This window comes from Pararhodobacter zhoushanensis, from assembly GCF_025949695.1.
In the GTDB taxonomy this organism is placed as follows: Bacteria; Pseudomonadota; Alphaproteobacteria; order Rhodobacterales; family Rhodobacteraceae; genus Pararhodobacter; species Pararhodobacter zhoushanensis_A.
The window spans coordinates 39,746-52,111 of record NZ_JAPDFL010000001.1; the positions used below are offsets into that span (position 1 = coordinate 39,746).

The following is a 12,366-nucleotide window of genomic DNA, read 5'->3' on the forward strand; positions in this document are numbered from 1 at the left end:
AATGAGCGCGAAACCGACAATCCTGATCGCAGGCGCAGGCATTGGTGGCCTGACCGCCGCGCTGGCGCTGTTGCAGCGCGGCTTTGATGTGACCGTGTTCGAGCAGGCCCCCGTGCTGGCCGAACTGGGCGCCGGCATCCAGATGGCGGCCAATGGCTCGCGCGTGCTGATCGAGCTGGGGCTGGAAGAGCGGCTGGCGGACATCGTCTGCGAAGCGGCGGCCAAGGAAGTGCGGCTGTGGAACACTGGCCAGACGTGGAAGCTGTTCGATCTGGGGGCTGACAGCATCGAGCGTTTCGGCGCACCCTACTGGATGGTGCACCGGGGCGAGCTGCACCGGGTCTTGCTGGAAGCCGTGCGCGCGCTGAAATCCGACGCGGTGATCACCGGCGCGCAGGCGGTCGGGTTCGAGCAGGACGACGGCAGCGTCACCCTCCGGCTGGCCGACGGGCGGCAGATCCGGGCCGATGTGCTGGTCGGTGCGGATGGCGTGCATTCCAAGCTGCGCTCGCAGATGTGGCAATCGCCGCAGGCGCGCTTCACCGGGTTGATGGCGTGGCGCGGGCTGGCGCCGATGGACGCTCTGCCCGCCGAATTGCAGCGTCCGGTGGGCACCAACTGGATCGGGCCGGGCGGCCATGTGATCACCTATCCGATCAGCGGCAACCGGCTGCTCAATTTTGTCGGGCTGGTGGAAAACCGCGCCTGGACCAGCGAAAGCTGGACCGAAGCGGGCACGCAGGCCGAGTGCAAGGCGGATTTCGCTGGCTGGAACCCGCTGATCCACGCGGTGATCGACACGCTGGACCAACCCTTCCGCTGGGCGCTGGTCAGCCGCGATCCGCTGCCGAACTGGACGCAAGGCCGCGTGACGCTGCTGGGCGACGCCTGCCACCCGACGCTGCCGTTTCTGGCGCAGGGCGCGATCATGGCGATCGAGGACGGCTATATTCTGGCGCGCTGCCTTGAGGATGCGCCGGGCGACCCGCAGGGCGCGCTCAAGACCTATGAGGCCCTGCGCTCGGAACGCACAGCCGCCATCGTCACCGGGTCCGAGGCCAACCTGCACCGCTTTCACAACCCGGTGCTGGCCGATCCCGTCGAGGCCCCGCGCTATGTCGAGCGCGAATGGCAGCCGGACAAGGTCCGCCTGCGCTATGACTGGCTGTTCGAATACGACGCGACGCGCCTGCCGATCCCGGCCTGAGCCTTATCCCGCCGTGCGCATCTTGAGCTGTTGATCGCGCAGAATGCGGTGGAGCGTCTTTTGATCCGCGTCGGACAGGTCGCCGAACACGTCCTGCTCAAGCGCATCGGCGATCTGGTCGCACTCGTCCAGCAGCGCGCGGCCGTCGTCGGTGATGCGCGAATTGAGGATGCGCTTGTTCGCCTCGCTCTCGGACCGGGCGATCAGGCCACGGCGTTCCAGCGCCGTGACGCTTTCATTCATCGTCTGCGGCGTCACGAAAAACCGGCGTGACAGCTCGGCCGAGCTGATCCCTTCACGGTCGCGGACCAGCGCCAGAATGGTGTATTGCAGCCCGCCCAGATTGAACGGCTTCAGCCGCTCGTCCAGCGATTTACGCGCCAGAAGGTTGAGGCTGTTGAGCAAATAGATGAGGCGCGGCCGCAAAGTGGCCAGATCATGTGGATCAGACATTGACAGTATAAGGCACCCTGATATGTTCTCTTTCCAAAGCGTAGAGGAACACAGGGAGGCTGACAATGAGTCACGAAACATCAGGCACTGGCTGGGGCAACGCGGTCACGGTCTCTATCGAGGACGGCGTGGCATGGGTCACGATGAACCGCCCGGACAAGCGCAACGCGATCAACCCGGCCATCGTGCGGGAAATGACGGCAGTGTTCGACGCGCTGGAAGCCGACGATGCGGCCGAGGTGATCGTGATCACCGGTGCGGGGGATGCGTTCTCGGCCGGGCAGGATCTGAAGGAATACTTCCGCGAGACGGAAAGCTGGCCGCCGCACGAGCGCGACAAGCTGTTCGCGCAGAACGCCGCGTGGCAGTGGCGCCGCACGATGTTCTACCGCAAACCGACCATCGCCGCCGTCAACGGCTGGTGCTTTGGCGGCGCGTTCCAGATCCTGATCGGCTGCGATCTGGCGATTGCCTCGGACGACGCGACCTTTGGTCTGTCGGAAATCAACTGGGGGATCATCCCGGCGGGCATCGTCACCAAATCGGTGTCGATGGTGATGAGCCAGCGCGACGCGATGTATTACATCATGACCGGCGAGACGTTTGACGGCAAACAAGCCGCCGAGATGAAGCTGGTCAACAAATCCGTCCCCGCCGATCAGCTGCGCGCCGAAGCGTCGAAGCTGGCGCAAACGCTGCGGGCCAAGAACCCCAACGTGCTGCGCGCCTGCAAGACCGCCTATCACCACGTGCGCCAGATGGGCTGGGAACAGTCGCTGGATTACCTGATGGCCAAGTCGGATCAAACCACCTTCCGCGACAAGTCGCGCGGGGCGGAAAAGGGCATGAGCCAGTTCATCGACGAAAAGAAATACCGCCCGGGTCTGGGTGCCTATGACAAAGACGCGGGCTGAGGACTTTCTCGGCGGATTGAAGGGGCGGCGGGGAAACCTGCCGCCCTTTTGCATGTCAGGACGCGGCGAAGGCGGTCAGAAAGGCCGCGACCGCCGCGCGGTTCTCGGGCTCGGCCATGCGCTGCGCGATCTCGTCCGGCGTCAGTTTCATCAGCGCGAAGCGGGCGAAGACTTCGGGCGCGAAGCGCTGGCTGACCGTCCCCAGCACCAGCCGCAGTTGCGCCAACATGTCGTCGCCGCGATGCGAGGCATGCAGCAGCGCGAGGGGCTTGGCGACGATCTCGTCGCGCGACACCAGCCAGTCGATGGCGTTCTTCAGCCCGCCGGGGATGGCGCGGACGTATTCGGGACTGGCGATGATCACGCCGTCACTGGCGCGGATCAGATCGGCGAAGCGCTGGACCGGGGCGGGCAGTGGCCCGGCTTCCAGATCAGGTGAAAACACCGGCAACCCGGCGATGCCGTCCCACACCGTCACGCGGTGCGCAGGCTGCGCAATCCCTGCCACCGCGCGCAACAGCGCCGTGTTGGTCGAAGCGGCCCGCCCGCTGCCCGAGATCGCGAGGATGTTCATTCCCGCTTGGCTATCGGCGGCAGAGGCGAAGATCAACGCCGCGCACAGCAAAAGGGCGGCAGGTTTCCCCGCCGCCCTTGCTTTTCTCGCGCTGTGCCCTCAATCGTCGGGCAGGTTCCGCGCCATCTCGCGCAGGTGGTCACGCCGGACACTGCGCGCCTTGATCGCACCATAGACGGTCCAGATCAGGACCAGTGCGGCCATCGCCATGAACATGCCCGAGATGGGGCGGGTGAAGAACACCGTGTAATCGCCCCGCGACAGGGTCAGCGCCCGCCGCATGTTCTCTTCCAGCATCGGCCCCAGAATCAGGCCCAGCACCAGCGGCGCGGGCTCGAACTTGAGCGTGGTCATGACAACCCCGAGGACGCCGAAGAAGATCAGGACATACAGATCCACGACCGAGCTGTTCACGCTGTAAACACCGATGCAGATGAAGGCGATGATGAACGGATAGAGTACCCAGTACGGAATCGACAGCATCCGCACCCACAGCCCGATCAGCGGGATATTGAGCACCAGCAGCATCATGTTGCCGAACAGGAAGCTGACCAGCAGGCCCCAGAACAGATCGGGGTGCGAGTTGATCACCGACACGCCCGGCTGGATGCCGTGAATGGTCAGCGCCCCCAGCATGATCGCCATGACGATATCGCCCGGAATGCCCAGCGTCAGCGTCGGGATAAAGGCGGTCTGCACGGCAGCATTGTTGGCGGCTTCGGGCCCGGCGATGCCCTCGATCGCGCCCTTGCCAAAGCGCCAGGGCTCTTTGGACAGACGGCGCTCGGTTGCGTAGGACATGAAGCTGGCCAGCAGCCCGCCCGTACCCGGCAGCGCGCCAAAGAAGCTGCCCAGCGCGGTGCCGCGTCCCATGGCACCCCAGCTGCGCCGCCAGTCATCGCGGGTCGGCAGCATGGAGCGGAACGAGATGTCCTTGGCCTTGACCGTGCGGCCGGTGATCTGGCCGGCGTTCTTGATCACCTCGGGCAGACCGAAGATGCCCAGCGCCACGGCGACCAGCGGCAGGCCTTCGTAAAGCTCGTCCACGCCGTAGGAAAAGCGCAGCAGGCCGGAATAGAGATCGCGCCCGACCATGCCCATGATCAACCCCAGCCCAATCATCGCCAGCCCTTTGATCGGCGAGCCAGAAGCGAGGGTCGAGGCGGCGATCATCCCCAGCACCATGAGCGAGAAGAAGTCAGGGGCTGAAAAACTGAACGCAAGGGCTGCAATGGGCGGGGAGAAGATCGCCATGATCAGCATGCCGCAGATCGAGCCGAAAAAGGACGCGATCGCCGTCATGAACAGCGCCACGCCTGCGCGGCCCTGCTGGGACATCGGGTAGCCTTCGATGCAGGTCACCGCCGAAGACGGCGTGCCCGGCAGGTTGAGCAGGATCGACGCGGTCGAGCCACCATAGTTCGAGCCATAGTAGATGCCCGCCAGCATGATCAACGCATGCGTTGGCTCCATGCCAAAGGTCAATGGCAGCAGCATGGCGATGGCCGCCAGCGAACCGATGCCGGGCAGAACGCCGATGAACGTGCCTAGCGACACGCCGAGAAAGCAGTAGGCCATCGCCTCCCACGAGAAGGCAACCGAAAAGCCCAGCGACAGATTTGAGACGAAATCGCTCATGGCCGCCACCGGATCACGTCAACATGCATATCCAGCCCGATCTTGAATATCAGTGTGGCAACAAGCGGCACGGCAACTGCGACCGTCAGCTTTTGCGTCAGTGTTGTGTTGGTATCCGCCAGCGAAGCCAGAAACACCCCGACGCCGACCGCCGGGATCAGCCCGAAACGCTCGATCATCACCGCGAAGGTGACGACAGCGGCCATGATCAACAGCGGCGCACGCAGCGGCGGAAACGAGAACTCGGTATCCGCCAGCGACTTTGTCCACAGCCGTTCCAGGGCAATCACGACCCCCAGAAGCACCATGAACAGGCCGACATAAAAGGGGAAATAGCCCGGTCCGATGCGACGCGTCGTCCCGATATCGAAGCTGAGCGACTCGACGATGGCGAGTACGCCGATCAGGACGATAAACGCCCCTGCGCATACGTCGATTGTCTTGATTTTGGTCAACTGCACCTCCCGTGCGCGGTAACCCGTGGGCTTTCAAGTGAGAACGTCGGAGAGCGTAGCCCCCCGACGCCCGATCGTTCTGCCGCCGGGGCTGACCCCCGGCTGCGGTGCTGTGTCAGTTCTTGGGGATACCGGCCAGATCGACCAGATAGGCCCCAAGCTCGACGTCATCGGCCATCTGCTGGTCAACTTCGGCCGGAGACGCGCGCCAGACAATGCTGCCCGCGCCCGCCAGGAATTCGCGCGTTTCCTCGGTCGCAAGCACGCCGTCGAACATCGCCGCCAGCTGGTCGACGATCTCTTGCGGCGTGCCGGGTGCAACATAGGCCCCCCAGACACCGACCTGATCAACGTCCATGCCGAACTCGGTCAGCGACGGTACATCAGGCGCCACTTCCATCCGGGTGCCAGCCCCGGTGGCGAGCAGACGCAGGCGGCCCTCACGCTGCTGAACCAGGGCGTTCACCCCATCGGTCACAGCGAAATCAACCGCGCCGTTGACGACATCGGGGATCATCTCGGCCCCGGTGCGATACGGCACCTCGACCGGGGAGGCCCCCAGTTCGGACAGGTACTGTGCGGTCAACAACCGGCCCGAGGTCGCGCTGGCACCGAAGGTGGCCTGATCGCCCGCTTCGAGCAGATAGGCGTTCAGGTCTTCAATCGTCTGGTGCGGAGAGTCAGGCCCCACAACCAGATAGAACGCCAGAGCGCTCAGCCCGGCGACACCCATCAGATCCGTGCGCGGATCGATGGCCGGGTTGTTCCACAATGAATAGTTCACGGCGGTGGAAAAGCCCGAGTGCACGTAGACCGTGTACCCATCGGGATCAGAGCGCGCGACATACTCGGCCGAGATGCTGCCCGCAGCACCCGGCTTGTTTTCGACGATGATCGTGTGGCCGGTCGATTCCTGAATCCCGTTGGCAAAGTAGCGCACCAGAACGTCAGCACCGCTGCCGGCCGGAAAGGCACAGACAAAGGTGATCGGACGCGACGGATACGCGTCTTGCGCGAAGGCGGGCAGCGTGACGGCGGTGGCCATCGCGGCCCCGCCAGCAAGCGCCAGCAGCTGGCGGCGGGTCGTTGCAAAGAGTGTCTTCATTGATCAATCCTCCCGTTTTTTTCGCTGACGGAGACGTGTTTCGCTCTCACCACGACCCCAGATCGTCGGCATGCCCCCCGCATCGGGGGGCATGCTGTCGCTTCGTCAGTTCTTGGGAAGTTCGGCCAGATCGACCAGATACGCCCCAAGTTCAACGTTCTGCGCCATGCGCTCGTCGACTTCGGCCGGAGTCGCGATCCACGGCACGCCACCCATGGTGCGCAGGTAGGCCTGCGTGTCCTCGGTTTCGAGCACGCTGTGGAACATGCCGGCAAGCGTATCGACGACATCCTGCGGCGTCCCTGCGGGCACATAGGCTGCCCAGACACCCATCTGATCGACATCCATGCCGAACTCGGTCAGCGACGGCACTTCGGGCGCCACGTCCAGACGACGGCCCGCGCCGGTGGCCAGCACGCGCAGACGACCTTCGCGCTCTTGCACCATCGCGGTCACCGGGTCGGTCACAGCGAAATCGACGCCCAGATTGACGACATCGGGAACCATTTCCATGCCGGTGCGATAGGGCACCTCGACCGGAGTGCCACCCAGTTCGGACAGGTATTGCGCGGCCAGCAAACGACCCGAGGTCGCGCTGACGCCATAGGTCGCTTCGTCGCCCGCTTCGAGCAGATAGGCATTCAGCTGTTCGATCGACTGGATTTCGGAATCGACACCGACGACGATATAGAACGGCTGTTCGTTGATCCCGGCCACGCCCATCAGGTCACTGCGCGGATCAATCGCCGGGGTGTTCCACAGCGAATAGTTCACGGCAGTGGAAAAGCCGGAGTGGACATAAACCGTGTAGCCGTCAGGATCCGAGCGCGCGACATATTCCGCCGAGATGCTGCCCGACGCGCCGGGCTTGTTCTCGACGATGATCGTGTGGCCCGTCGATTCCTGAATCGCGTTGGCAAAGTAGCGTACCAGAACGTCAGCACCGCTGCCGGCCGGGAAGGCACAGACAAAGGTGACCGGACGCGACGGATAGGCGTCTTGCGCAAAGGCGGGCAGTGTGACGGCGGTGGCCATCGCGGCCCCGCCGGCAAGAACCAGCAATTTGCGGCGTGTGGTGGTGATAAACGAGTTCATAGGGTCAATCCTCCCATTTTCCCTGATGACGACTTACGGTCCGCAGCCATCGTCAGTCGCCGCAGCCATGCCCCGTTCGCGGGTTCTGTGGCGCAGCGACGCCGATAGCGCGGCATTGCCTCCTGTTCGTATACAGCATCATGCGAGGGAGACCCTCACAGTCAACAGCTATTTTCACCTCAAATCAGCGGGATGCGCCGATTCTGCGCCTGCGAAGTGACGCGCAATACATTGTTAATATTTACATTTTTACCTATATTCGGCTCCCATACATCACTTCAATTCTATCATATCAATTTATACGATGTCGGATTTCAGGGCATTTGCCCGCAGCCGGACCCGCCCGCCGCTGCCCTGAAATTCACCGATGCATACACCCATCGCCCCCGCCACGCGGCCAGCACAACCGACGGATGTCTGATTCTGACACCAGCGCGCGGATTTTGCCGGATGGGATTACGATACATTGACAAATCGTGTTTGCCGTCAGCAAATTTCGCGCAACTCAGAAAGGACGTTCCATGCTGCTCAAAGATCGCGTTACCATCGTCACCGGAGCCAGTTCGGGCATCGGGCTTGCCATTGCCGAGGCACTGGCCGCACAGGGTGCCAAAGTGGTGGTCGCCGCCCGCAGCGCCGACAAGCTGGCCGCGCTGGTCACCCGGATCGAAGCCGCTGGCGGCACCGCGCTGGCCGTGCCGACCGACATGACGAACGAGGCGCAGGTCGACGCGCTGTTTGCCGCCTGCCAGTCCGCCTATGGCCCGCCCGCGCTGGTGGTAAACAACGCCGGGATCGCCGACCATACGCCGACAGTGGACCTGTCGATGGCGCGGTGGAGCGAAGTGATCGGCGCGAACCTGACTTCGGTGTTTCTGGGCGCGCGGGCGGCCATGCGGGCAATGATCGCGGCGGGCAAGCCGGGGCGCATTCTGAACGTCGGCTCGATCTCGGCCAAGGTGCCGCGCCCCGATACCGCCGCCTATACCGCCAGCAAGTTCGGGCTTGAGGGGCTGACCCGCTCGCTGGCGCTGGACGGCCGTCCGCACGGCATCGCCGTGTCGATGGTGCACCCCGGCTCGACGATCAGCAGCCTTGTGCCGGGCATCACCGACCAGAAACGTGAAGGCACGATGGCCGCCGAGGACGTGGCGCGCGTGGTGGTCCTGATGGCCTCGCTACCGGACGACGTGAACCTCTATGAGAGCACGATTCTGCCGGTAACCATGCCCTTCCTTGGTCGGGGCTAAGAGCGCGTCGCAGCGCGTTGACAGATATACGGCTCCCTGATAACCAAATCGCAGCGGGCCGACAGGCTCAGACTTTGGGGGAGAGCAGAATGACGGTTGGCGACACGCAAAACGGGCTGGGCAAAGCAGCAATCGAACGGCTGCTGAACCCGCAGTCCATCGCCATTCTTGGCGCCTCGCCCGAGCGCGATTCGATCGGTGGCGGGGTGCTGTCGAACCTTGAATCCTTTGGCTACAAAGGCGCGATCCATCTGGTCAGCCGCTCGCGCGACGAGATCAACGGGCGGCCCTGCGTCAAGACCATCGCCGAGCTGCCGCGCGACATCGACGTGGCGGTGCTGATCGTGCCGCACAAGGCGATCTCGTCAGTCGGTGGTCGAGTGCATCGCGCAAGGCGTCCGCGGGATCGTCGTCTATACTTCGGGTTTTGCCGAAGCATCGGACGAGGGTCGCCGCCAGCAGGAAGAACTGGCGCAGCTGTGCTCGGACGCCGGCGTGACGCTGCTGGGGCCTAACTGCATGGGCTACACCAATTTTGTCGCCGGCATCCCGATGACATTCGAGCCGATTGCCAAGCATGACGCCGGCACCGGCAACCGCGTCGCAATCATCGCACAATCCGGCGCGACGGCGGCCAACATCCGCTTTGCGCTGCAGTCGCGCGCAATCTCGCTGTCGCATGTCGTGGCGACCGGGAACGAGGCGCAACTGGGAGCCGAGGATTTCATCGAGCACGCGCTGGATGACGCCAACATTGCCGTGCTTGCCGTCTATGTCGAACAGCTGCGCGACCCGGCCCGCTTCCTGACCCTTGCCGCCCGCGCCCGCGCTGTCGGCAAGCCCATCGTCATGCTGCACCCCGGCTCCAGCGAGCGGGGGCGCAAGGCCGCCGAAAGCCACACCGGCGCGCTGGCCGGGGATCACGCCATGATGCTCGCCGCCGCGCGGGCCGAGGCGGTGGTCTGCGTGCCGACGCTCGATGAGATGTTCGACTGCTGCGCCATTCTGGTGCGCTTTCCGACGCCTGCGCCGGGTGGCGCGGGGATCATCACCAACTCGGGTGCGATCCGCGGGCTGGCCTTCGATTTCGGCGAAAGCGTCGGGCTGGAGATTGCGAAACTCGCCCCTGAAACCGAGGCCGAGCTGTCCACCCATGTGCCCGATTACGTGCATGTCGATAACCCGTTCGACATCGGCACCACCGGTTTCGCCAATCCGGGGATCTATGGCACCTCGGCCACGGCGATGCTGAATGATCCGAATGTCGGGATCATTCTGAGCGTGCATGCCGGGGGCTCGCCGGGCATGCAGGAGAAGAAGATCGACTACCTGCTGCCGGTCTATGAGACCGCGCAAAAGCCCATCGTCTTTGCGCTGATCGGCGATGACTACCCCCTGACCCCGCCCTTCGTGGACAAGGTCCGCGCCTGCGGCGTGCCGTTCTTCCGCTCGCCCGAGCGCGCCATGCGGGCGATGAAACTGGTCAGCGACTATGCCGCCGCCCGGGTTGCCGCCGAAGACCGCGACACCCGCGATGCGCCCATGCTGGACCTGCCCGCCGGTGGCGCGGTGGTCGAGTATCTGGGCAAGCAGGCGCTGGGATCGGCGGGCGTTGCCGTGCCGCAGGGCGGAATGGCGAGCAATGTAGACGAGGCTGTCAGCATCGCGAACCGCATCGGCTATCCGGTGGTGATCAAGGCGCAGGCCGCCAAGCTCAGCCACAAGAGCGACGCAGGCGCGGTGCTGATCAACCTGCGCGACGAAGCGGCGCTGCGCGACGGCTGGGAGAAGCTGATCGGCAACGTTCAGCGCGCCGCGCCGGGGTTGGAACTGGACGGTGTGCTGGTCGAGGAAATGGTCAAGCCGGGACTGGAGCTGGTCATCGGCGCGATGCGCGATCCGAACTGGGGCCCGATGGTGCTGGTGGGCCTGGGCGGCGTGTGGATCGAGGTTCTGAAGGACTCGCGCCTGATGCCTGCCGATGTCAGCGTTGCCCGTGCCAAGGCCGAGATCGGCAAGCTGAAAGCCGCCAAATTGCTGGGCGCGTTCCGGGGTCAGCCTGCGCGCGATGTGCAGGCGGTGGCTGAGGTTGCGGTGCAACTGGGGGCGCTGATGCGGGCCAATCCGCAGATTCTGGAAGTCGATATCAACCCGCTGGTGGTGCACGCCGAGGGTGAGGGCGTGACCGCGCTGGACGCGCTGTTCGTAACCGAGTGAGGAAGACGCACATGGACGACCGCTACGGCGCTTTGCATCTGTTCATCGACGGCGAGTGGCTGGGGGCCGGGGGCCGCCAGACCGAAGACGTGATCAACCCCGCCACCGGCGAGGCCATCGGCACCCTGCCCCACGCGACGCCCGGCGATCTGGACCGCGCGGCGGCGGCTGCCGGGGCGGCGTTCGCAAGCTGGCGCCGGGTGCCGGCGTTTGAGCGCGCGCAGATCCTGCGCAAGGCGGCGCAGTTGCTGCGCGAGCGTGCCGATCTGATCGGCACGCGGATGACACTGGAGCAGGGCAAACCCTTTGCCGAGGCGCGGCTAGAGGCGCTGATCTCGGCCGATATCTTCGACTACACGGCGGATGAGGGGCGGCGCACCTATGGCCGCATCATCCCCGCCCGCGTGCCCGGCATGCGCTGGATGGTCACGCGCGAACCCGTGGGGCCTGTCGCGGCCTTCACGCCGTGGAACTTCCCCTGCGTGATCCCGGCGCGCAAGATTTCCGCCGCCTTGGCGACGGGCTGCACGATGGTGATCAAACCGTCCGAAGAAACCCCCGCCTCGGTGCTCGAAATCGCCCGCGCGTTGCAGGATGCGGGCCTGCCCGCGGGCGTGCTGAACGTGGTTTACGGCGTGCCCGCCGAGGTCAGCGCGCATCTGATCGCCGCCGAGCCGATCCGCAAGATCACCTTCACCGGCTCGACCGGCGTGGGCCAACAGCTGGCGGTTCTGGCCGCCAAGGCCGGGGTGAAACGCGCGACGATGGAACTGGGCGGCCATGCGCCGGTGATGGTGTTCGAGGATGCCGATATCGACGCCGCCGTGCAGGCGATGGTCGGTGCCAAGTTCCGCAACGCAGGCCAGATCTGCATCGCACCGACGCGGTTCTATCTGCACGACTCGGTGCATGACCGCTTTGTCGAAGGCTTCGCGGCGGCTGCCGCCAAGATCAGGATGGGCGACGGGATGGACCCGGCCTCGACAATGGGCCCCTTGGCCAACAACCGCCGCGTCGCGGCGATGGAGGCGCTGGTGGCCGATGCCGTGGATCACGGCGCGGGGCTGCGTCTGGGTGGCAATCCCGGCGGCAACCGGGGCTATTTCTTTGAGCCGACGGTGCTGACCGATGTGCCCGCCAACGCGCGGATCATGAATGAAGAGCCCTTCGGCCCGGTCGCCGTGACCGCGCGGTTCAGCACGCTCGATGAGGTGATCGAACAGGCCAACCGCCTGCCCTTTGGTCTGGCCTCTTACGCCTTCACCCAAGATACCCGCATCGCTTCGGCGCTTGCGGACCGGGTCGAGGCCGGGATGCTCGGCATCAACAACGTCGCCATCAACATGCCCGAAACCCCCTTCGGCGGGGTCAAGCAGTCCGGCTACGGATCGGAAGGCGGGTCCGAGGGTATGGACGCCTATCTTGTCACCAAAACCGTTTCTCAATCGTAAAGAGGCC

Annotated in this window: 12 protein-coding genes; 6 read left to right on the top strand and 6 right to left on the bottom strand. The window is 64.7% G+C overall.

Going from position 1 to position 12,366, the window contains the following annotated elements; translation table 11 throughout:
* The first annotated feature begins 1 nt into the window (after position 1).
* The gene (locus OKW52_RS00220) at positions 2-1,207 is read left to right on the top strand and encodes an FAD-dependent monooxygenase (protein WP_264503916.1); all 1,206 of its coding nucleotides are present in this window, start codon (positions 2-4) and stop codon (positions 1,205-1,207) included.
* A 3-nt stretch (positions 1,208-1,210) separates the two neighbouring features.
* Here the strand turns inward: OKW52_RS00220 and OKW52_RS00225 are convergent, their stop codons facing one another.
* The gene (locus OKW52_RS00225) at positions 1,211-1,660 is read right to left on the bottom strand and encodes a MarR family winged helix-turn-helix transcriptional regulator (protein WP_264503917.1); all 450 of its coding nucleotides are present in this window, start codon (positions 1,658-1,660) and stop codon (positions 1,211-1,213) included.
* A 65-nt stretch (positions 1,661-1,725) separates the two neighbouring features.
* Between OKW52_RS00225 and OKW52_RS00230 the strand changes: the two genes are divergently transcribed.
* The gene (locus OKW52_RS00230) at positions 1,726-2,574 is read left to right on the top strand and encodes a p-hydroxycinnamoyl CoA hydratase/lyase (protein ID WP_127107060.1); all 849 of its coding nucleotides are present in this window, start codon (positions 1,726-1,728) and stop codon (positions 2,572-2,574) included.
* A 55-nt stretch (positions 2,575-2,629) separates the two neighbouring features.
* On the opposite strand, the gene OKW52_RS00235 is transcribed toward OKW52_RS00230, so the two are convergent.
* From OKW52_RS00235 to OKW52_RS00255, 5 genes are all read right to left on the bottom strand, one after another.
* The gene (locus tag OKW52_RS00235) at positions 2,630-3,148 is read right to left on the bottom strand and encodes an NADPH-dependent FMN reductase (RefSeq protein ID WP_264503918.1); all 519 of its coding nucleotides are present in this window, start codon (positions 3,146-3,148) and stop codon (positions 2,630-2,632) included.
* A gap of 99 nt (positions 3,149-3,247) precedes the next feature.
* The gene (locus tag OKW52_RS00240; protein WP_264503919.1) at positions 3,248-4,786 is read right to left on the bottom strand and encodes a tripartite tricarboxylate transporter permease; all 1,539 of its coding nucleotides are present in this window, start codon (positions 4,784-4,786) and stop codon (positions 3,248-3,250) included.
* The gene (locus OKW52_RS00245; RefSeq protein ID WP_264503920.1) at positions 4,783-5,241 is read right to left on the bottom strand and encodes a tripartite tricarboxylate transporter TctB family protein; all 459 of its coding nucleotides are present in this window, start codon (positions 5,239-5,241) and stop codon (positions 4,783-4,785) included. Before OKW52_RS00245 ends, OKW52_RS00240 begins: the two co-directional genes overlap by 4 nt.
* A gap of 115 nt (positions 5,242-5,356) precedes the next feature.
* Positions 5,357-6,346, bottom strand: a complete 990-nt coding sequence (locus OKW52_RS00250; RefSeq protein ID WP_264503921.1) for a Bug family tripartite tricarboxylate transporter substrate binding protein — start codon at positions 6,344-6,346, stop codon at positions 5,357-5,359.
* Positions 6,347-6,451: 105 nt separating this feature from the next.
* Positions 6,452-7,441, bottom strand: a complete 990-nt coding sequence (locus OKW52_RS00255; RefSeq protein WP_264503922.1) for a Bug family tripartite tricarboxylate transporter substrate binding protein — start codon at positions 7,439-7,441, stop codon at positions 6,452-6,454.
* 521 nt (positions 7,442-7,962) lie between these two features.
* Here OKW52_RS00255 and OKW52_RS00260 point away from each other — a divergent pair.
* From OKW52_RS00260 to OKW52_RS00275, 4 genes are all read left to right on the top strand, one after another.
* Complete coding sequence (locus tag OKW52_RS00260; RefSeq protein WP_264503923.1) at positions 7,963-8,691, top strand: SDR family oxidoreductase; 729 nt, start codon at positions 7,963-7,965, stop codon at positions 8,689-8,691.
* An 89-nt stretch (positions 8,692-8,780) separates the two neighbouring features.
* A complete protein-coding gene (locus OKW52_RS00265) occupies positions 8,781-9,206 on the top strand; it encodes a CoA-binding protein (protein WP_264503924.1) in 426 nt (141 codons plus the stop codon).
* 37 nt (positions 9,207-9,243) lie between these two features.
* Positions 9,244-10,908 (top strand): acetate--CoA ligase family protein, encoded by a 1,665-nt coding sequence (locus OKW52_RS00270; RefSeq protein ID WP_264507617.1) that lies wholly within the window; start codon positions 9,244-9,246, stop codon positions 10,906-10,908.
* An 11-nt stretch (positions 10,909-10,919) separates the two neighbouring features.
* Entirely contained in the window at positions 10,920-12,359 is a 1,440-nt protein-coding gene (locus OKW52_RS00275) for an NAD-dependent succinate-semialdehyde dehydrogenase (protein ID WP_264503925.1), read from the top strand.
* The last annotated feature ends 7 nt before the right edge of the window (positions 12,360-12,366 follow it).

What these genes read in the sequence shown, in the direction of transcription:
- OKW52_RS00230 (WP_127107060.1), top strand. Translation starts at nt 1,726, where the DNA reads ATGAGTCACGAAACATCAGGCACTGGCTGGGGCAACGCGGTCACGGTC.
- OKW52_RS00250 (WP_264503921.1), bottom strand. Translation starts at nt 6,346, where the DNA reads ATGAAGACACTCTTTGCAACGACCCGCCGCCAGCTGCTGGCGCTTGCT.
- OKW52_RS00255 (WP_264503922.1), bottom strand. Translation starts at nt 7,441, where the DNA reads ATGAACTCGTTTATCACCACCACACGCCGCAAATTGCTGGTTCTTGCC.
- OKW52_RS00265 (WP_264503924.1), top strand. Translation starts at nt 8,781, where the DNA reads ATGACGGTTGGCGACACGCAAAACGGGCTGGGCAAAGCAGCAATCGAA.
- OKW52_RS00270 (WP_264507617.1), top strand. Translation starts at nt 9,244, where the DNA reads ATGACATTCGAGCCGATTGCCAAGCATGACGCCGGCACCGGCAACCGC.
- OKW52_RS00275 (WP_264503925.1), top strand. Translation starts at nt 10,920, where the DNA reads ATGGACGACCGCTACGGCGCTTTGCATCTGTTCATCGACGGCGAGTGG.
- OKW52_RS00260 (WP_264503923.1), top strand. Translation starts at nt 7,963, where the DNA reads ATGCTGCTCAAAGATCGCGTTACCATCGTCACCGGAGCCAGTTCGGGC.
- OKW52_RS00235 (WP_264503918.1), bottom strand. Translation starts at nt 3,148, where the DNA reads ATGAACATCCTCGCGATCTCGGGCAGCGGGCGGGCCGCTTCGACCAAC.
- OKW52_RS00240 (WP_264503919.1), bottom strand. Translation starts at nt 4,786, where the DNA reads ATGAGCGATTTCGTCTCAAATCTGTCGCTGGGCTTTTCGGTTGCCTTC.
- OKW52_RS00225 (WP_264503917.1), bottom strand. Translation starts at nt 1,660, where the DNA reads ATGTCTGATCCACATGATCTGGCCACTTTGCGGCCGCGCCTCATCTAT.
- OKW52_RS00220 (WP_264503916.1), top strand. Translation starts at nt 2, where the DNA reads ATGAGCGCGAAACCGACAATCCTGATCGCAGGCGCAGGCATTGGTGGC.